Below are 18,598 nucleotides of genomic sequence, written 5' to 3' on the forward strand. Positions count from 1 at the left end.
CTCCGCCGGTCCGCGGGGCGCCTGGTGGCTCGTGGCTCCCGTGGTTCGGCGGCTGCGGAGGCGTCGTGGCCGATCGCGCAGTTCCCCGCGCCCTGTCAGGGGCGCGGCCCCCGGGGACGGGAAGGGCAGGGGCGGCGGGGGCGAAGACACCCCCGCAGGCACCCCCCTCAGTACCGCAGCAACGTCATCATCCCCGCCTCCTGGTGGTACGCGTTGTGGCAGTGCAGCATCCACACCCCGGGGTTCGCCGCGTCGAAGTCCACCGCCACCGTCCTCCCCGGCAGCACGGCGACCGTGTCCTTCCGCGCCCCCGGCCCGTCCTGCGTCCCGGTGAGCGCGAACGCGTGCCCGTGCAGATGCACCGGATGCCACATCTTCGTCGCGTTCGTCAGCAGCACCCGCACCCGTTCCCCCGCCCGCACCTCGTGCGCCTTCTCCGGGTCGTAGCGCTCCCCGCCGAACGCCCAGTCGTACTTCTTCATGGTCCCGGTCAGCCGCAACCGCAGCGTCCGGTCCGGCCGCCGGTCGTCCATCGCCACCGCGTCGTCCGCCAGCAATTCGTCCGCCGACACCAGCCGCCCGTCCAGTTCCTTCGGCCGCACCGACGCCTTCGGCGCCGCCCCGCTCGCCGTGCGCAGCAGCGCCCGCGCCGCGCCGCCCTTGCCCTCGGCGAGCGCGGTCAGCGGGAAGACGCCGTCTCCTGCGGTGACCAGGACGTCGTACCGCTCGCCCATGCCGAGCAGCAGCGCGTCCGTGTCGGTGGGCCGCACCGGGTGGCCGTCGGTGTGCGTCACGGTCATCCGGTGGCCGCCGAGCGCGACCCGGAACGCGGTGTCGCCGCTCGCGTTGACCAGCCGGATCCGGACCCGCTGCCCGGGCCGCGCCGCGAAGACCCGGGGGGCGTTCGCCGTACGCCCATTGACCAGGTAGTACGGGTACTTGACGTCGCCGCCGACCCCGCCGAGCAGCGCACTCCTCCCACGCTGCGGCCGCCGGCCGGCCCGGTCGGAACCGTGCGGGGCGGAACCGTGCGCGTCGCCCTCCGCGCCGTCCCCGTCCTTGCCGCTGTCCCCGTCCCCGTCCTTGCCGTCGTCGTCGGCCATGCTCATGCCGCCGCCCCGGCCGCCGAGGAGCTTCTTCAGCTCCGCGTCGGGGGTGCGGCCGCCCACCCCGTCCAGCCAGTCGTCGAGCACGACGACCCACTCCGTGTCGTAGCCGAGCGGCTCGTGCGGGTCCTCGACGATCAGCGGCCCGTACAGGCCGCGGTCCGCCTGGACGCCGGCGTGCGAGTGGTACCAGTACGTGCCGGGGGAGTCGAGCGGGAACCGGTAGACGAAGTCGGCGCCCGGCCGGACCGCGCGCTGGGTGATGCCGGGGACGCCGTCCATCGCGTTGGGCACCCCGAGGCCGTGCCAGTGCAGGGTGGTCGACTGCGGCAGATGGTTGGCGAGCGTGACGGCGAGGGTCTCGCCCGCGGTGACCCGGATCTGCCGCCCGGGCAGCTCGTCGCCGTAGCTCCACGTTCTGACGGTGCGTCCGCCGAGGTCGGCCGTGCCGGAGACGGCGGTGAGCCGGACGGTGCGCACGGCACGGGCGCCGGACGCGGCCCCGCCGGACCTCGTGTCGTCGGCCGGCGCGGGAAGCGTGGAGGCCGCGGCGCCGCCGGGGGCGCCGGCCGGGGCGGAGCAGGACGGGTCGGGCAGCGGGCGGGCGGCGGCGAGGGCACCGGCCCCGGCGACCGCGAGGGCGCTGGTGCGGAGCAGAGCGCGGCGGGTCTGGACAGAAGTACGCATGCCCGAATTGCACTACTTGGGATGGTGTGCATGCGTGCACGAAACGCGTGTTGCTCCGGCCGGGTGAGCGGGCGGCCTCCCGCCCGCCCCCGCCGGCCGGACAGCGCGAACGGCCCCCGTGCACCCCGCCGGTGGGCAGGGGGCACGGGGGCCGTGCGGGTGGGACTCAGCGCCGCCGGTACGACGACACGTAGCCGTCCGCAGGCGAGCCGACGCCCGTCACCGGGTCGTAGCCGCGCACGGCCGTCAGCGAGCTGTCCTTGCCGAGGCTGCGCACCGAGGTGATCAGACCCTCGGAGGCGTCGTAGGAGTTGGCGAAGTCCACGCGGGCCACCGCGAGGTCCTTGCCGGTCGGCTTGTCCACCACGTCGTGGTAGACCTTCGAGCCGTAGCGGTCGTAGATCGCCGGGTTGGCGAAGCCGATCGCCCGGCCGCCGCGCTCCTGCTGCGCGAGCGCCTGGACGCCCGCGATCACCGGCGCGGCCAGCGAGGTGCCGCCGATCCGGTACTCGGAGTAGCGGTAGGAGCCGTCCGGGAAGGTCTGCGTCTGGCCGACCTTGAAGCCGGTGTTGGGGTCGGCGATCGCCGAGATGTCCGGAACCGTGCGCATCGGCGCGGCCGTTCCGTTCGCCTCGGCGAGCGAGGACGGGACCACCCCGCGCTGGTAGTACGGCTGCGCCACGGTACGGCTGGTGCCGCCGCCCGCGCCCGAGGTGAACTCACCGGGGAAGTCGGCCCAGCCGCGGCCGTCGTCCGACAGGGCGGCCCGCTCGGTGCCCCAGCCGGTCTCCCAGAGGTACTTGTCGTGCTTGCCGACGGCGAGCGAGGTGCCGCCGACCGCCGTCACCCAGGCGGAGTTGGCCGGGGTGTCGACCTGCTTCGTCCCGGTGTTGGCGACTTCGTCGCCGTTGTCGCCGGAGGAGAAGTAGAAGCCGATGCCCTCGATCGCGCCGAGCTGGAAGACCTGGTCGTAGGCGGCGGCCAGGTCCGGCGTCTGGTTGGCCTCGATGTCGCCCCAGGAGTTGGAGACGATGTCGGCCAGGTGCCCGTCGACTATCTTGCTCAGCGAGTCGAGCAGGTCGTTGTCGTAGCAGGAGGCGGCGCCGACGTAGACGATGTCCGCCTTCGGCGCGACCGCGTGCACGGCCTCGACGTCGAGGGTCTCCTCGCCGTACCAGCCGGCCGCCCCGCACTCCTCGGTCCGCGTGTAGTCGCTCGGCAGCACCTGGCTCAACTGGCCGCGCCGGTAGGAGGCGTCGCCGTGCTTGCCGGCGTAGGTGGCGGCGTCCGAGGCGATGGTCGGGGAGGCGTAGGCGTCGGTGATGGCGACGGTCACGCCCTGGCCGGTCGCGCCGCCGGCGCCGTAGGCCGCGCGCAGCTGCTTGCCGGTGTAGCCCTTGACCGCGTACGGGATCTTCTGGCCGTACGCCTTCGGCAGCGAGGAGGCCGTGTTGGAGCCGTAGTAGGAGGAGAACGGCCCGGAGTTGCGGAACACCGCGTCCGGCGGGGGCAGGGTGTCGCTGTGGCTCGCCTTGTGCGGGGCGTTGTCCAGGCCGGTGACGGTGAGGACGGCGCCGTCCAGCGCGGCGGGCACGGAGGCGTTCTTCGCCGGGGCGCGGTAGGTCTTCTTGCCCTTGGCGTAGTTGTGGAGCTGGGTGCCGAAGGCCTTCTCGGCGGCGGCCACGTCACCGGTGACGGAGACGTAGTGCCGGGTGGTGCCGGTGACCTCGAGACCGGCCGACTTCAGCCAGTCGGTGACGGCGTCGACCTGGGCCTTCGTGGCGCCGTAGCGGGCGTCGGCCTGTTTGGCCGACAGGTACTCGCCGTACGAGGCGGAGTCCGGGTCGGAGACGGCCTTCGCGTACGCCGCCAGGCCCGCGGCGTCGCGGCCGGCGAGGTAGACGCGGACGGAGACCTTGGTGCTGTCGCTGGTGGCGCCCTTGTCGGTCGAGCTCTTGGCCCAGACCGGTTTGGTGCCGGCGAGCGAGTCCCGGCCGTGGCCGTCCGCTGCGTGGGCCGCGGGCGTGCCGAGTGCCAGGGCCCCGGCGAGCAGCGGCAGTGTCGCTGCCAGGCTCAACCCGGCGCGCGCGGTGGCGCGAGTGGATCTCATAAAACCCCCTGCGATGCGGTTCTTCGCATGTTTCGTCGCATGTCGATCGCACGATCCCGGCCACTCTGTCGATGATCGGTTCATGTCAGGGTGATGGAATGGCCAAGAAGAGCCCAAGTGCCGGGGATTGGTGGGGGTTTGGGAGAGATGAGGAGGAGGACCGGCCAAAAAGTTGAATGCCCGATGCGCATTATCTACGCTGGTGGTATGCGGCTTCTGCGCTCCACCGACCTGGCGCTGCGCGTCCTGATGAGGCTCGCCGTCGCGGGCGAGTCCAGCCCCACGACCCGGGAGGTCGCGGCGGACATGGACGTGCCGTACACGCATGCCGCGAAGGTCGTCGCCGAACTCCAGCACCGGGGGCTGCTCGCGGCACGGCGGGGGAGGGGCGGGGGGCTGTCGGTCACGGAGGCGGGGCGGACGGCGTCGGTCGGGGCGATCGTGCGGGCCTTCGAGGGCGGAGGAGAGGGCGATGGCGCGGCCGACGTGGTCGACTGCGACGGCGCCGGGCCCGGGACCCCGCCGTGTCCGCTCCGCTCGGACTGCCGCCTGCGGGGCGCGCTGCGCCGTGCCCAGGAGGCGTTCTACGCGACGCTGGACCCTCTGACGGTGGAAGACATGATCGCCTCCCCCACGGGCCCCCTCCTCCTGGGCCTCCCGGGCGTCGGCGCACCGGCGTAGGGGGCGCCCCCGGGGTTTTCGCCCCCGCCGCCCCTACCCTCCCCCAAGCTCTCAACTTCGTTCGAGCAGGGGGGACCCCCATCGTCCCTTCAAGGGGCTCCGCCCCTTGGAGCATGGTGACACAGCCCCGCGCCCCTGTCGGGGGCGCGGGGGCTCGCCCCCGGGGACGGGAAGGGCAGGGGCGGCGGGGGCGGGGAGAACCGTCAGGCCGCGGCCGCCGCGTCCTTCGCCAGCCACAGGTCCGGCCCGAACACCTCGTAGTGGATGTCCGCCGCCGCGACCCCCGCCCGGAGCAACTGCTCCCGCACCACCCGCATGAACGGAAGCGGCCCGCACAGATAGGCGACCGTCCCCGGCGCCACATCGACCTCGCCGAGGTCGACGAGGCCCGGCCGCCCCGCCCCCTCCGCGTCCTCCTCGTAGAAGAACACCGCCTCCCCGTCCGCCAGCTTCGCCGCGTACGCCGCGTGGTCACCCCGCAGCGCGTGCGCCGCGGGCGACCGGTCCGCGTGCACCACGGTCACCCGCCCCGCGTGCTCCCCCTGCGAGAGCTGCTCCAGCATCGCGATCATCGGGGTCACCCCGATCCCCGCGGACGCGAGCAGCAACGGCGCGTCGGTGTCCTCGAGCACGAGGTCGCCGTACGGCGCCGACAGCTCCAGCACGTCACCCTCGCGCACCTGCGCGTGCAGGTGGTTGGAGACCTCGCCCTCCGGTGTCACGGCGTCCCCCGGCACCCGCTTGACCGCGAACTGCCGCACCGGCGAACCCGGCGCCGCCGTCAGGCTGTACTGCCGGATCTGCCGCGCCCCGTCCGCGAGCCGCACGCCGACCGAGACGTACTGCCCGGCCCGGTACGCCGGCACGGGTCCGTCGTCGGCGGGGCGCAGCCGGAAGGTGGCGACGTCGGCGGTCTCGTCGATCCGCTCGACGACCTTCCACTGCCGCAGCCCGCTCTCCTCGCTTGCGGCGTAGAGCGTCTTCTCGATGGCGATGAGGGCGTTGGCCATCAGCCAGTAGACCTCGGTCCAGGCCGCGGCGACCTCCTCGGTGACCGCGTCGCCGAGCACCTCGGCGATGGCGGCGAACAGGTGCTCGTGGACGACCGGGTACTGCTCCGGCCGGATGCCGAGCGAGGCGTGCTTGTGGGCGATCCGACGCAGCATCAGGTCGGGCCGCCGGTCGGGGTTGTTCACCAGGTGGGCGGCGAAGGCGGCGATCGACCCGGCCAGCGCCTGCTTCTGGGTGCCGGCCGCCTGGTTGCCGCGGTTGAACAGGTCGCGCAGCAGCTCCGGGTGGGCGGCGAAGAGCCGGCTGTAGAAGCGCTCGGTGATGTCGCCGATCGCCGCGCCGACGGCGGGAAGCGTGGCGCGGACGGTGGCTGCGGACTGCTCGGAGAGCATCGGGACTCCTCTGAGGAACGGAGTGACGGTCCTTCGGCCCCGGTGAGGACCGGCGGACCCGTGGGAGGGGCCGTACGGCCCGGGGGAGAGCCGTACGGCCCGGCCAGGGCCTTTCGGCCCTGGTGGGCGCCGGCGGAGGGAGTGGATCGTGGTGGCTCCGCCGGATTCCGTGGGCACCGTAATAAAACTTGCATCAGAGATGCAAATTAAGAACGGGGCGGAGGGCGAGGATCGGCCATTCACGAAAGCGCAGTTCAGCGGGCAAGATGGCCTCGGAGTGGGGCACCCGGGTGGACACCTGCCGTACGTGTGACGTTCGGAACAGGACCGCCGGGCCGCCGGGGGTCCGCAACGCGGATGAAATGCTGGTGTGGTGGGATGCTCAGGTGCCCGACCGCCCGCTCCACCATCACCGGGAACGGCGGCCTGACCAGCGAGGATGGGGAACGGAAGATGGACAAGCAGCAGGAGTTCGTGCTCCGGACCTTGGAGGAGCGCGACATCCGGTTCGTACGCCTGTGGTTCACGGACGTACTGGGCTTCCTCAAGTCCGTCGCCGTGGCCCCGGCCGAGCTCGAACAGGCATTCGATGAGGGGATCGGCTTCGACGGTTCCGCGATCGAGGGCTTCGCGCGGGTCTACGAGTCCGACATGATCGCCAAGCCGGACCCGTCCACGTTCCAGATCCTCCCCTGGCGCGCGGAGGCCCCCGGCACGGCCCGGATGTTCTGCGACATCCTGATGCCCGACGGCTCGCCGTCCTTCGCCGACCCCCGCTTCGTCCTCAAGCGCGCCCTGAACCGCGCCTCCGACCTGGGCTTCACCTTCTACACCCACCCGGAGATCGAGTTCTACCTGCTCAAGCACAAGCCGGTGGACGGCACCCGGCCCACCCCCGCCGACAACTCCGGCTACTTCGACCACACCCCGCAGGCCATCGGCATGGACTTCCGCCGCCAGGCGATCACCATGCTGGAGTCGATGGGCATCTCGGTGGAGTTCTCCCACCACGAGGGCGCCCCCGGCCAGCAGGAGATCGACCTGCGCTACGCCGACGCGCTCTCCACGGCCGACAACATCATGACGTTCCGCCTGGTCATGAAGCAGGTCGCGCTGGAGCAGGGGCTCCAGGCCACGTTCATGCCGAAGCCGTTCTCGGAGTACCCCGGCTCCGGGATGCACTCCCACCTCTCCCTCTTCGAGGGCGACCGGAACGCGTTCTACGAGTCCGGCGCGGAGTACCAGCTCTCCAAGGTGGGCCGCTCCTTCATCGCGGGCCTGCTGCGGCACGCGGCGGAGATCTCGGCCGTCTCCAACCAGTGGGTCAACAGCTACAAGCGCATCTGGGGCGGCGCCGCCCGCACGGCCGGCGCGGGCGGCGAGGCGCCCTCGTACATCTGCTGGGGCCACAACAACCGCTCGGCCCTGGTCCGCGTCCCCATGTACAAGCCCGGCAAGACCGGCTCGGCCCGCGTCGAGATCCGCTCGCTGGACTCCGGCGCGAACCCGTACCTCTCCTACGCCGTCCTCCTCGCCGCCGGCCTCAAGGGCATCGAGGAGGGCTACGAACTCCCGGCCGGCGCCGAGGACGACGTCTGGGCCCTCACCGACGGCGAACGCCGCGCCCTGGGCATCGAACCGCTCCCGCAGAACCTCGGCGAGGCGCTGGACCTGATGGAACGCAGCGACCTGGTCGCCGAGACCCTCGGCGAACACGTCTTCGACTTCTTCCTGCGCAACAAGAAGCAGGAGTGGGAGGAGTACCGCAGCGAGGTCACGGCGTTCGAGCTGAGGAAGAGTCTGCCGGTGCTGTAAGCGCTGGTCAGAGCAGGTTTCCCGCTGATCAGGTGTGTGGGGCCGACGGATGCGAGCCGTCGGCCCCACCTCGTGTCAGTGCCCGTGGGCCGTCTGTGGGCCGTCCGGCGCCGGATCGGTGGCCGTGTACAGGCCGTCTACGGCGCTCCGGGCCCGTGCGTCGCTACTCGGCATGAGGTGCGTGTACACCCGCAGCGTGAACCCCGGATCGTTGTGCCCAAGGTAGTGGCTCAGCGCTTTGATGTTCTCCCCGGCGTTCAACAGGACCGACGCGTAAAAGTGCCTCAGGGCGTGCATGCCGTGCTCACGAGCTGCCTGGTGACGCTCACCCGGCTCCGGCTCGGGGAGCACCCCCGCCTTGACGAGAGCGGGCTTCCAAGTGCGGTCGTTGAAGTCGGTCCGCCGGACCGCGCCCGCGCCATCGAGGCGGGTGAACAGCAGGTTGCGCGTCACCATGCGGCCGTCCTTCCGCAGCCACGGCAAGGTGATCGGGACCGGCGGGAACTCCTTCATGTGGCGCTTGAGGACGTCCGCGATGCGATCGGGCAGAGGAACGTCACGGAGCTTGTCCCGCTTCGGGGGGCCGAAGACGAGACCTCCGGTTGTCACCTTCACCTGGTTCACGATGTGCAGCCAGCCGGACTCGAAGTCGATTTCGTCGACGGGGAGTCCGAAGATCTCCCCTTGCCGTAGACCGCATCCCGCTCCGAGGTCGACCGCCGCGCGGAAGCGCTCCGGCAGCGCCTCCCGGACGCCGAAGACGCGCTCAGCCGTCCACGGCACTACGCGGCCGGTCCCTGGCGCGGGAGGGCGTACGGATTGCGCGCGGCACGGGTTCTTCGGCAGGTGGCCGTCGTCAACGGCCGCGTTGAGGATGGTCGACACGTTGTTGTAGATCACGCGTCGGTACGACGTCGCGGGTACGGCCCGCTCCAACTCGCTCAGCCAGTCGCGGATGTGCTCCGGCTTGAAGGAACCGAGGGGGCGCGACCCAAGGTAGGGGATCGCGTGACCGCGAACGGTAGAGGTAACCGTCTCTCGGGTCGTCAGGTCGGTGGTCTGAGTCTTCAGCCACTTTTCGGCGTACTGCCGGAACGTCGTTCGGCCGGCGGCCGGGTCGACGTAGTTGCCGCTGTCCATGTCGGCCTCAATCTTCGAGAGCCATTTCTCAGCGAGGCGCTTCTGTCCGTCGGGGTAGCTCTTGGACTTCTCGGTGCCGTCGGGGCCGATGTAGCGGGCCCGGTAGCGGAGGCCAGTGCCGTAGCGGTCGGAGCGGACGCGCACGGTCTTGCCGTTGGCGTCGGTCTCGGTCTTGTACCAGCGGTCTTGGATGTGGCCAGCCATGAGGGGCTGACTCCCTTCCGGTAGCAGGCGCCGGTGGGGCCCGGGTGGGTCCTGTCCGGCCGGTTTCGGGCAGTGCTGAACCGAGCCCGCTACTCGCTACGGGCCTGGTCATCGGGGGTTTGGGGTGCTAGTGGGGGTGCTACCGGTAGCGGGTGAGGGTGCTACCGGTAGCACCCGGTTGGAGCCCGTTTCATGGGCCGCCGGGGCGGTGCCTCTATCGGCTAACGGCCTGGTCAGTGCGGGTTGGGGCCGCTAGCGGGAGCTCTAGCGCTAGAGGGTTGAGCCTCTAGCGCTAGAGGCGCCGTGGCCGGTCTCAGGGAGGCTGCGACAGGGGGTGCCGGTGGCTTCGAGAGGGGGTTTTCGGGGGTGCCGGGGGTGTGCCTCCCTGCCTCCCTGTGAGGCCGTTTGCGCTGATCAGGTGGAGGGAGGTGGGCCAGGGAGGCGGTGAGGGAGTTCTCCCTGTCTCCCTGGGCCGGCGGGCGGTTTCTCCCTGCCGTTCGTGGGTGGGTGGGGGCGAGCCGTCCGGGCGCCATTCGCGCTCGGGTGGCGGGCCGGGGTGAGGGGCCGCTAGGTGCTAGGTGGCAGGTCGGTGGTGGTTTTGGTCGCTAGCGGGGTCGCTAGACCTAGCGGGGGAGGCCGCTAGGTCTAGCGGTCGTTCAGGCCGCGTCGTTGAGGGCGGTCCGCTCGGCCTCCCACGCTCGTACGGCGGCGGGGTTGAAGCGGAGGTAGCGGCCGACGCGGAAGCCGGGCGGTCCGATGCGCTTGCGGCGCCACTGGTAGACGGTTTCGACGCTGGGGAGGCTGAACATGGTGACCAGGTCTTCGGGGGTCAGGTAGCGGTCCGGGAGGCCGCCGCGCAGGGTGGCGCGCGGGTCGGCCGGCTCTTCGGTGGCCATGGCGGTGATGACTCCTCGTGTCCGTCGGGCGGTGCGTGGGAGTGGTGCCGGTAGCCGTCTTGGAGAGTTGCTGTATTCCAGCGTCCGCAGCGTCCCAGCGTCCGCGCGGCTGCATTGCCGCAGGCCGGTTGGGGTGAGGGGCGCGGACGCTGGGGCGGACGCTGCGGACGCCGGACGGCTGTAGCGTCCGCAGCCTTGGACGTGTCCGGGCCGCTGGTGTGCGGCCCGGCCCGGTGGGTGTTCCGGCTACGTCAGGGCTGGTCGGGCGGGGTCCGTCCCTGCCCGATGGGTGCCGTCTCCGGCCAGAGAGAGGCTTGGTCGGGTGCGGACGCTGCGTCCTCGTTGGCGGGGGCGCGGGAGAGGATCAGGAGCTTGTGCCGGTGCCGGTCGGGGCTACGCTGCGTGTCGTCCACCGTGATCCCGATGGACCGCAGGAGCGGGGCGAGCCGTTTGACCCTGCCACCGGCGCGGGTGGCGTCCTTGGGCCAGCCCTGCGGCCGGATGCCGCCCGGCACGGGCAGGACTTCGAGCAGTTGGGCGGCCGTGCCCTGCCAGGTGCCGCTCTGGTCTACCAGGGCCGCGAGGGCGGCGCCGAACGGGTCGCCCTCCAAGGCGTCCGTGGCGACGTTCGTCGAGGTGGCCAGGTAGTCATCCAGGGTGTGCCAGTCCATGACCTGGTCGACGGCCGCGAGCACGCGGGCGAAGTCGGCCATGCGCGGCATGGTGTCCAGGCGTACCGACGGCAGTACGGCGAGCACGCACGCCAGCAGGTCGAAGAGAGCTCCCAGGATGGCGGGGCGGACCGCTTCGAACGCGGCGTTGAGTTCTTCCTCGGTGCGGCGCCGGTCTGCCTCGATCAACTGGAGATCGAGCATGAGGAGCCGTTCGGCAAGGTCCCCGGCGAGAGCTCCGGCATCGATCGTGGTCATGGCCAGCACCCGGCGGAAGCTCAGCACGACCACGTCGTCATCGGTGTACAGGGCCCGGTCAACGATCCCGTCCCCGGTCACGGCCTTGCACAGTGTGTCGGAGAGCCACGGCGGGATGGTGGAGATGTTGTCCAGGCACAGGGCCCAGGAGTTGAACGCCTGCGCGGCCCACGCCTTGACGTCCCGCGGCTGGCTCCGCTTCGTGGCCGGAGACGGATCGATCAGGTTCACCACCATCTCGGCCGTCTTCGACTTGCCCGTGCCCTGCTCGCCCTTGAAGGTGAGCACCGGGTGCGGGATGTGCGGAATCCACGCCGCGACCAACCACGCTGCGAGCTGACGGAAGGTGGGTTCGTCCATGTTCAGCAGCGCGTGCAGCTTGGCCAGGCCGTCGCCGTCCAGGACCGGCGTGGGCATCGGTCCCATGGCGCCGGAGCGGCGGAAGAGCACCGGGGAGCGTTCCACCACGTTCCAGCCGGTCGGCGAGACGGTGACCGCGCGGCCGTCGGCGGTGCCGAGGTCGACCACGATCACGCCGGCCGCCTCGCTGCCCACCCGCAGGCTCACCGGGGCGGGGTCCCCGCCGTCCGCGATGCCTTCCAGCACGGTCATGGCGTCGGCGAGCGCGGACTGTGAGGCCACCTCCCCCTCGTAGGTGTCGGCGTACAGCCGGGCGAGCCGCTGACGTAGACCGGCCTTGCCGCGCAAGGGCAGCGCCAGGTTCGGGCCGTCCACAGCGACCGCGTAGGGGCGGCCGTCGGTGGACATCACGAACCGGTACCCCTGGCGGGCGAGCGCCACGAGTCGGGAGGCGGCCGACGGCTTCTTACCGCTTCCGTCGTCGCCGTGGTCGGGTCGGCGGCCGGTCGACCGGGTCGGGTCGACTGCCGCCCGACTCTTGCCGGGGCGGGTGTGGCCGTTGACGGGCCGGTCGGATCGGGTCGCGGTCACGCGGACACCGCCTCTCCAGTCGAGCCCGCGCACGGCCGCACCGGTCGGGGCGCGCGGAGACAGTCGGGCCGCACGGCCGTCTGCCGGTCGGGCCCGTGCGGGGGCGATTCGGGCAGGCTGCGGGTAGACCGTGAGCCGATCGAATCGGCCGACCCGGCGGCCGTCGGCCGGGGCGTGACGCCGGGCGTGACGCGGGCCGTCACGCTGGTCAGCGCCGCGCGGTGGGCGTGCGCGAGTCGGGCCAACAGCGGCCAGTCGACCGGCCGGACGATCGGCCGACCCGGGTCGGCCCACCCCAGCAACACCAGGGCGAGCGAGAGCGGGAAGCGGTCGGCCTTGGCCTGGTTGCAGTCCCAACACGCCAGCACGAGCGAGGTGACCGACCACGACCGCCACAGCGACTGAGGGGCGACGTGGTCCAAGGTGGCCTCCCGCAGACCGGCGAACGGCTGGCGGCAGTAGGCGCAGCGCTTCCCGTCGCGGCGGGCAAGCTGCTGTTTCCGCAGCCGACGCCGCCGCGAGTTCAGCGGGTGTCCCTGCCTCATGCCGCCTGCTCCAGCGCGCCCACGGTGGCCGGAAGGTCCATGACCACCACCGCGTTGGCCCGCATGCTCGCCAACGCCTTGGTCATGACGCGGCGGGCCGTGGTCTTGCTCAGCCCCATACGCTTCTCGACCTCGACCATGGGCAGGCCGTCCAGGAACCGCAGCACGATCAGCTCACGCTCGCGCTCGCTCAATCCGTTCACCAGGTCCAGAGCGCTCAGGTAGCCGGTCACGGTCTCCTCAGGGCGCGACAGCTCATCACTGGCTGCCCAATCCGGCAGACGCCCCTTGTCGTCCTCCTTCATGAGCAATTCGCTCTTGGAGTAGTTCACACGCTTGATCCGGTAGTAGTCGGACAGCACCCAACGGGCCTGCCGTCCGAGCCATCGGTACGCGTTGTCGATCTCGATGCTTTCGTCCACCGCCTCAGCGGCCTTGATGAACGTCTCGCTCGTCAGGTCTTCCGAAAGGTGCCAGTCCCCCGTACGCCTGTAGTGCCAGTTCCACACGAAGCTCCGATAGCGGGCGAAGAGCTCGGCCAGCACCTTGGAGTTCATGGAGAGCTGCGGCTTCAGCTCCGGCAGACCCAGCGCCGTCGGGGACGTGCCGTAGACCGCCGTCAGCAGCCGCACGTACACCTCACGCGGGGCGCGCCGCCCCAGCTCCCACGCGATGATCAGTGCCCGGACCGACGACGGATGCGTACCGATCCGCACTTCCTGACGGTTCGCTTCGGCCCAGAGCCGCTCAACCAGGTCCTTCAGGCTCCAACCCCGCTCCAAGCGCGCCGCACGCAGCGCCGTCACCTGCTTGTCCGTCCGTTCCGCGACAGTTCCAGGCATGATGGATGTGCCCCTTCGAGGGTCAGGGAGCGGCTATCTGCTTGGCGGTAGGGAGCCGCTCCTTGCTGTTGCCTGGCGTTCACCAGGACTTTCACGGTTCTGCGCACGCCGGACTGGTGGTCTCCGAGCGGCCGTCCGACCGGCGGGCACATCCCTAAGGTTCCCTAGGGCACCCTAGGGTGTCAAGCGGTACGCTAGGGAACGCAACCGCTGAGACGAGGGAGCTAACGAGATGTCGGATCAGGCCGACAATCGAGCGCCGTACGCGCAGATTGCCGCCCACTACACGGAGCGGATCACGTCCGGCGAACTACAGCCGGGCTCACTCCTGCCGAGTATCAAGAGCATTTCGCAGGAGTGGCAGGTCAGTACCGCGACTGCTGAGAAGGCGTTGCGGAAGCTCCGCAGCGAGGGACTGGTGAGGGGGATCCACGGGATTGGCACGGAGGTTCTGGACCGCCCCTCTCCCATGTCCTCGGGGTCCCAGCGTCAAGACCGAGGGCGTCGGAGCGGGTCAAGTTGGGGATCCGGCGAACGGTCCGACTCCCATGAGGCGGCAGTGGTGCCGGCGCCTACGGACGTGGCTCAGGCACTGGACATTGCGCCCGGCGCAGACGTGATCAGGCGCTGTCGCGTGTACCGCGACCGACACGGGATCGTCGCGCACTCCACATCATGGATCCCCGCCCGGTACGGGAAGCTGATCCCCCAGTTGGCGAAGAGCGAGCGTCTGACCGGCGGCACGTCGCTACAGCTCATCGCTCAGGCCACCGGTCGGCCGATCACGCATCGGATCGATACCGCGTCGGCCCGCTTGCTGACGCCGGCGCAAGCAGAGCTCTTGGAGCTGGACTCCGCCCAGCCGCCGACGGAACCGGTGGTCGTGATGACAGCCCAGTTCGTCGACAGCGAGAGCAACGTCGTGGAGTACGGCGTAGATCTCGGGAGCCCGGGCCGTACGTGGCGAACAGAGTCGGAAGTCACCGCATGACGGCCACTGGCGACGCCTCCCGGCCGTTCTGCGTCCTGATGGCCGGGCTCCCCGGTTCAGGCAAAACGACGCTATCCCGCGCGCTTACGGCCCGGGGGTTCGTCAGGCTGTGCCCGGACGAAGAGATGTACCGCAGACACGGCGTGTACGGCGTCGACTTCCCCCGGGGGGTCTTCCCCACCCTCGAACGCCCCGTTCTTGATGAGATCTCCGCAGAGCTCCGTGACCAACTTCGAGCCGGGCATGACGTGGTGGTGGACCACGGCTTTTGGACGCCGGAGGACCGTGCACGGTGGCGCTCGATCGCGACCGGCGCCGGCGCAACCACGGCACTCATCTACCTCGAAGCGAGCCACGAAAAACTCTGGGCCCGCGTGAGCAAGCGGAACGCGCGTCATGAGGCCGATCCGAACTCGATCTACTTCGCAGAAAGCGACCTGCTTCGCTATCGCACCCGGTTCGTACCCCCAGGGCCGGACGAACCTCACATCGTGTACAACAGCGATCCCGACTCGGTACTGAAGGCACTGGACGAAGCCAGCCATCAGAGCAGGGACTAGAAGGGGCGTCCTTCGGCCGCACGACCCTTGGCAGCTCGCTGCGCTCGCGCGCGACGGCCGCCGTACGTCGCTCGGAACCGTCGCGCACTTCCGGCCGGTCTGCCGGACAGACGCTGTAACACCCTGGGTGTTGCAGCCCCTCGTGCCCCGTCGGCGGCGTTGAAGAGACCACCCCGTCCGCGCGGGGTGGTCTCTTCGTCTTCCCCGGCGTCCGCCAGCGTCCGCACTTCGCTCCCTGCTAAGAGCTGCTCTGAGCTGCGGGAAGAGCGCTCTTAGCGGCGGAGTAGGTGTGGACGCTGCGGACACTAGCGGACGCTAATCACTGCGTTCAGCGTCCGGCAGAAAGAGTGCAGGTCGGATTGGGCGAGCGAAGCTCAGCGGACGCTGCGGACGCTGTTTTCCCTCAACTCTCTAGGGCGGCGGGGGACGGCTCTTCAGAGGGGGGCAGCGGGCACGAACGCCCCCTCTGAAGAGCCGTGGTGATCCGCCTAGACCGGGAGAGGCCGGGTGGCGCGCGCCGCGTCCTGCCGTCCGCCCCCTGGAAGGCTGCTGAGGTGGCCTTCCAAGAGGAGCACCCGGGCGGACGCGGGTGCTCCTCTTGGAAGCTGTCAGGGACCACTGGCAGAGGGTGTCAGGCAGCCGTCAGACCAGCGGCGGCCGACGCGAGCGCAGCGAGCCCAAAGACGCGCGGCCGTAGGCCGCCCCTTCTTGCTCTTCCCGCCGACGGGCCCCAACAGCCGGACGCGTTCCGGTCGGGCCGTATAGCAGCCCGCCGGCGCCCCTCCCGAGAGCGCGGAACTGGACGAATCCGGGGACCGCCGACACGGGCCGCTATCCACTAACGTGCTGGTCACCTACGGTTCGAGCCGCTAGCACAGCCGCTATCGTTAGCGACCTCTGCCGCTAGCGATAGCGGCTCAGCCGGGCCCAGGCCCGGGCCGTCTGTGGGCCGTCCGAGGGTGACCAACGACGACAGACGACGACAGTCAACGACTGCTCCCATGCTGGTCAGCGCGAGGTTCGCGTTAGCGGCCCTGGTGGATCTGTCGGTGCGTCACTTCCTGCGCAACAAGAAGCAGGAGTGGGAGGAGTACCGCAGCGAGGTCACGGCCTTCGAGCTGCGGAAGAGCCTGCCGGTGCTGTAACCGGACGGTGAGGGCCCGGGAACCGGACGGCGAGAGGCCGGGAAGGTGAGGGCCCGGGAACCGGACGGTGAGGGCCCGGGAACCGGACGGGTGAGGGCCGGGGGCGGTGGCGCACGGCCGCCGTCCCGGGCCCTCCGCTGTGTCTACTCCGCTTCAGCGTCGGCCCTCGGCGAAGCGGGCGAGGTCTTCCGCCGTCGGCCTCTCCAGCAGGGACTCCGCCGCGCCGTCGAGCATGCGGGCGATCTCCGTGGAACGGGGGAGCATCGTCTTCTCGTAGGCGTGTACGGCGTCGTCGACCGTGGCGGAGCGGGTGAGCGCGAGGGCGAGTTCGCAGGCGTCGAGCATGGCGAGGTTGACGCCGACGCCGAGCGGCGGCATGAGGTGGGCGGCGTCCCCGAGGAGCGCCACGGTGGGGGAGTGCTCCCAGGTGTGCGGGACGGGGAGGGCGAAGAGCGGGCGGTCGACGTAGGGGCCGTCGTTGTCGGTGAGCATCCGCAGCAGCTCCGGTGACCAGCCGGCGTACTCCCGCAGCAGGTGGGCGCGGACGGACTCGGTGTCTTCCGGGCGCAGCCCTTCCCGGGTGAGCCAGTCCACGGGGGTCTTCCGTATGACGTAGACGCGCATGTGGCCGCCGCTGTTGCGCTGCGCGAAGAGGCCGCGCTCGCCGTCGGCGATGTGCGCGTTGCCCTTGCCGACCAGGGCGGACAGTTCGGGGTGCGCGGTCTCCATGTCGTCGAACCACGCTTCGAGGAAGCCGACGCCGGTGTAGCCCGGTTTCGCGGACGAGACGGCCTCGCGGACGCGGGAGAACGCGCCGTCCGCGCCGATCACGAGGTCCGTCTCGACGGTCGTGCCGTCGGTGAACGTCAGCGTGCGCGGGCCGTCGGCCGGTCCGCCGACCGAGGCGAGCGCGCGGCCCCACTGGACGGTGCCGGGCGCGAGGGAGCGGAGCAGCAGGCCGCGGAGCTGGCCGCGGTCGATCTCGGGGGCGGCGGTCTCGCCCTCGGCGGGCAGGTGGTGGCCGATCAGTCGGCCCGCCGGGTCGAGGTGGCGCATCTCCTGGCTCTCGGGCCTGGCGAGCGCGAAGAACTCCTCCAGCAGGCCCGCCTCGCGCAGGGCGAGCTGGCCGTCGTCCTCGTGCAGGTCGAGGGAGCCGCCCTGGTTGCGGGAGCCGGCGTCCGGGTCGCGGTCGTACACGGTCACCGCGAGGCCGTGCCGTTGCAGGACGCGGGCGCAGGTCAGACCGCCGGGGCCGGCGCCGATGACGCTGATGCGGGCGTGGGCAGGGGTGGGTGAGGGCATGGCGGGCTCCTTGGGATCGGGATCCGGATGGGGATCGAGGTCGACGCGGTCGGGCGTCGAGCTGTGCCGTGCCACCACCAAAGCAGAAGTGAGTAAGAAAGTGCAACCAGTACAGTTTCTATGTCGGTCCAGCTATGGGGTACGGTGAGGCCATGCCCGACGCCACGTCCCCGGATCGCATCTCCGCCCGCCCCGCCGTCGGCCGTCGCGAACGCAAGAAGGCGGCGACGAGGCAGGCCATCGCCGACGCCGCGCTCGAACTGTTCCTGGAGCACGGCTTCGACCGCGTCAGCGTCCGCGACGTCGCCGAGAAGGCCGACGTCTCGACGACGACCCTCTTCGCGCACTTCCCGAGCAAGGAGTCCCTGGTCTTCGACCGCGAGGAGGACGTGGACGCGCGGCTGCGCGCCTGCGTGCGCGAGCGGCCCGAGGGCCAGGGCGTGGTGGAGGCGCTGCGCGCGCACGCGCTGACGGCGTGGATCCCGATCGCGACGGACCCGCGCCGGGAGAGGTTCGCCGCCCTGGTCGACGGCACGCCGGCGCTCCGCGAGTACGGCGAACGCATGTGGATGCGTCACGCGGACACCCTCGGCACGGCGATCGCCGAGGCGCTGCACCGCACCCCCGACGACCTCGCCTGCGCGGCCCTGGCGAGGTTCGTCCTGGAGATCCCCACCCTCACGAGGGACCGCGAGGACCCGGAGGCGAGCGTGGAGCAGATCTTCGACCTGCTCCTCAACGGCTGGCGGTCGGAGGCGGGGTGAGGGCGGCGACGGTGCCGGAGCCGCCACCGCCCGGCGATCCGGGGCCGGCGTCCGGATGCCCGTTGCCGCAACCCGCCCCCGCATCGCGACGTCCTACACGGCGGACGGCTGCCGAGCACCCGGGAGAGCACATGGCGAAGAAGGACCGGCCGACGGACGCGGTGAAGGACAAGGACGCCGAGAAGTGGCTGGCGCGGTTCCAGCTGAAGCTGGTCACGCAGCCGGGTGTGGACCGCGAGGTCATCCTGCGGGCCCTCAAGGAGGTCACGTTCCACTGCGACGAGACGGGGGAGGACCCCCGGACCGCCTTCGGTGACCCGGACGACTACGCCGTGAAGGCCGCCGCGCGGCTCGTGTCGCCGGAGCGGGCGGAGCGGGACCGGCGGCAGAACCGTCTGCTCAAGGCGATCAGGTCCGTGGGCCACAAGGCCGAGAACATCCCCGACTTCTGACCCGGCTTCTGAGCCGACTTCTGAGCCGACTTCTGAGTCGGCTTCTGACCCGGCTTCTGCGTCGAGGGCATCGCT

General features: G+C 71.0%; 15 protein-coding genes and 1 pseudogene. 7 read left to right on the forward strand and 9 right to left on the reverse strand.

The features are described 5' to 3' along the window. Positions 1-167 precede the first annotated feature (167 nt). The gene (locus IO29_RS16895; protein WP_030379687.1) at positions 168-1,793 is read right to left on the reverse strand and encodes a multicopper oxidase family protein; all 1,626 of its coding nucleotides are present in this window, start codon (positions 1,791-1,793) and stop codon (positions 168-170) included. Positions 1,794-1,959: 166 nt separating this feature from the next. After that, positions 1,960-3,903 (reverse strand): S53 family peptidase, encoded by a 1,944-nt coding sequence (locus IO29_RS16900; RefSeq protein ID WP_030379688.1) that lies wholly within the window; start codon positions 3,901-3,903, stop codon positions 1,960-1,962. Positions 3,904-4,110: 207 nt separating this feature from the next. On the opposite strand from IO29_RS16900, the gene IO29_RS16905 reads away from it, so the two are divergent. Beyond that, entirely contained in the window at positions 4,111-4,584 is a 474-nt protein-coding gene (locus IO29_RS16905) for an RrF2 family transcriptional regulator (RefSeq protein WP_030379689.1), read from the forward strand. A 203-nt stretch (positions 4,585-4,787) separates the two neighbouring features. On the opposite strand, the gene IO29_RS16910 is transcribed toward IO29_RS16905, so the two are convergent. Next, a complete protein-coding gene (locus tag IO29_RS16910; protein WP_030994005.1) occupies positions 4,788-5,987 on the reverse strand; it encodes a globin domain-containing protein in 1,200 nt (399 codons plus the stop codon). Between the two features lie 453 nt (positions 5,988-6,440). On the opposite strand from IO29_RS16910, the gene glnA reads away from it, so the two are divergent. After that, the gene (gene glnA, locus IO29_RS16915) at positions 6,441-7,802 is read left to right on the forward strand and encodes a type I glutamate--ammonia ligase (protein ID WP_030379691.1); all 1,362 of its coding nucleotides are present in this window, start codon (positions 6,441-6,443) and stop codon (positions 7,800-7,802) included. Positions 7,803-7,877: 75 nt separating this feature from the next. On the opposite strand, the gene IO29_RS16920 is transcribed toward glnA, so the two are convergent. From IO29_RS16920 to IO29_RS35550, 5 genes are all read right to left on the reverse strand, one after another. Then, entirely contained in the window at positions 7,878-9,146 is a 1,269-nt protein-coding gene (locus tag IO29_RS16920) for a tyrosine-type recombinase/integrase (protein WP_030379692.1), read from the reverse strand. Between the two features lie 656 nt (positions 9,147-9,802). Next, positions 9,803-10,042: a helix-turn-helix transcriptional regulator gene (locus IO29_RS16925; RefSeq protein WP_030379693.1), complete on the reverse strand. Its 240-nt coding sequence runs from the start codon at positions 10,040-10,042 to the stop codon at positions 9,803-9,805. Between the two features lie 251 nt (positions 10,043-10,293). Continuing rightward, entirely contained in the window at positions 10,294-11,922 is a 1,629-nt protein-coding gene (locus tag IO29_RS16930; protein ID WP_030379694.1) for a hypothetical protein, read from the reverse strand. After that, positions 11,919-12,467, reverse strand: coding sequence for an HNH endonuclease (locus tag IO29_RS16935; protein WP_030379695.1), 549 nt, complete (start codon positions 12,465-12,467; stop codon positions 11,919-11,921). The genes IO29_RS16930 and IO29_RS16935 overlap by 4 nt, the downstream gene beginning before the upstream one ends. After that, positions 12,464-13,309, reverse strand: a complete 846-nt coding sequence (locus tag IO29_RS35550; RefSeq protein ID WP_078618267.1) for a sigma-70 family RNA polymerase sigma factor — start codon at positions 13,307-13,309, stop codon at positions 12,464-12,466. The genes IO29_RS16935 and IO29_RS35550 overlap by 4 nt, the downstream gene beginning before the upstream one ends. Before the next feature lie 232 nt (positions 13,310-13,541). Between IO29_RS35550 and IO29_RS16945 the strand changes: the two genes are divergently transcribed. The 3 genes and pseudogenes from IO29_RS16945 to IO29_RS40360 all read left to right on the forward strand — a co-directional run. Next, the gene (locus tag IO29_RS16945; RefSeq protein ID WP_030379697.1) at positions 13,542-14,300 is read left to right on the forward strand and encodes a GntR family transcriptional regulator; all 759 of its coding nucleotides are present in this window, start codon (positions 13,542-13,544) and stop codon (positions 14,298-14,300) included. Next, complete coding sequence (locus IO29_RS16950; RefSeq protein ID WP_030379698.1) at positions 14,297-14,860, forward strand: P-loop nucleotide/nucleoside kinase family protein; 564 nt, start codon at positions 14,297-14,299, stop codon at positions 14,858-14,860. The genes IO29_RS16945 and IO29_RS16950 overlap by 4 nt, the downstream gene beginning before the upstream one ends. Positions 14,861-15,918: 1,058 nt before the next feature. After that, positions 15,919-16,005, forward strand: a pseudogene (locus tag IO29_RS40360) (glutamine synthetase); the annotation flags it as partial. A 153-nt stretch (positions 16,006-16,158) separates the two neighbouring features. On the opposite strand, the gene IO29_RS16960 reads toward IO29_RS40360, so the two are convergent. Next, entirely contained in the window at positions 16,159-17,307 is a 1,149-nt protein-coding gene (locus tag IO29_RS16960; protein WP_030379700.1) for an FAD-dependent oxidoreductase, read from the reverse strand. A gap of 152 nt (positions 17,308-17,459) precedes the next feature. On the opposite strand from IO29_RS16960, the gene IO29_RS16965 reads away from it, so the two are divergent. Further along, positions 17,460-18,071, forward strand: coding sequence for a TetR/AcrR family transcriptional regulator (locus tag IO29_RS16965; RefSeq protein WP_033225792.1), 612 nt, complete (start codon positions 17,460-17,462; stop codon positions 18,069-18,071). Positions 18,072-18,202: 131 nt separating this feature from the next. After that, a complete protein-coding gene (locus IO29_RS16970; protein WP_030379702.1) occupies positions 18,203-18,523 on the forward strand; it encodes a hypothetical protein in 321 nt (106 codons plus the stop codon). Positions 18,524-18,598: the final 75 nt, after the last annotated feature.

The organism is Streptomyces sp. NRRL F-6676, assembly GCF_000725625.1.
In the GTDB taxonomy this organism is placed as follows: Bacteria; Actinomycetota; Actinomycetes; order Streptomycetales; family Streptomycetaceae; genus Streptomyces.

What these genes read in the sequence shown, in the direction of transcription:
- glnA (WP_030379691.1), top strand. Translation starts at nt 6,441, where the DNA reads ATGGACAAGCAGCAGGAGTTCGTGCTCCGGACCTTGGAGGAGCGCGAC.
- IO29_RS16960 (WP_030379700.1), bottom strand. Translation starts at nt 17,307, where the DNA reads ATGCCCTCACCCACCCCTGCCCACGCCCGCATCAGCGTCATCGGCGCC.
- IO29_RS16895 (WP_030379687.1), bottom strand. Translation starts at nt 1,793, where the DNA reads ATGCGTACTTCTGTCCAGACCCGCCGCGCTCTGCTCCGCACCAGCGCC.
- IO29_RS16910 (WP_030994005.1), bottom strand. Translation starts at nt 5,987, where the DNA reads ATGCTCTCCGAGCAGTCCGCAGCCACCGTCCGCGCCACGCTTCCCGCC.
- IO29_RS16965 (WP_033225792.1), top strand. Translation starts at nt 17,460, where the DNA reads ATGCCCGACGCCACGTCCCCGGATCGCATCTCCGCCCGCCCCGCCGTC.
- IO29_RS16970 (WP_030379702.1), top strand. Translation starts at nt 18,203, where the DNA reads ATGGCGAAGAAGGACCGGCCGACGGACGCGGTGAAGGACAAGGACGCC.
- IO29_RS16950 (WP_030379698.1), top strand. Translation starts at nt 14,297, where the DNA reads ATGACGGCCACTGGCGACGCCTCCCGGCCGTTCTGCGTCCTGATGGCC.
- IO29_RS16945 (WP_030379697.1), top strand. Translation starts at nt 13,542, where the DNA reads ATGTCGGATCAGGCCGACAATCGAGCGCCGTACGCGCAGATTGCCGCC.
- IO29_RS35550 (WP_078618267.1), bottom strand. Translation starts at nt 13,309, where the DNA reads ATGCCTGGAACTGTCGCGGAACGGACGGACAAGCAGGTGACGGCGCTG.
- IO29_RS16900 (WP_030379688.1), bottom strand. Translation starts at nt 3,903, where the DNA reads ATGAGATCCACTCGCGCCACCGCGCGCGCCGGGTTGAGCCTGGCAGCG.
- IO29_RS16920 (WP_030379692.1), bottom strand. Translation starts at nt 9,146, where the DNA reads ATGGCTGGCCACATCCAAGACCGCTGGTACAAGACCGAGACCGACGCC.
- IO29_RS16925 (WP_030379693.1), bottom strand. Translation starts at nt 10,042, where the DNA reads ATGGCCACCGAAGAGCCGGCCGACCCGCGCGCCACCCTGCGCGGCGGC.
- IO29_RS16905 (WP_030379689.1), top strand. Translation starts at nt 4,111, where the DNA reads ATGCGGCTTCTGCGCTCCACCGACCTGGCGCTGCGCGTCCTGATGAGG.
- IO29_RS16935 (WP_030379695.1), bottom strand. Translation starts at nt 12,467, where the DNA reads ATGAGGCAGGGACACCCGCTGAACTCGCGGCGGCGTCGGCTGCGGAAA.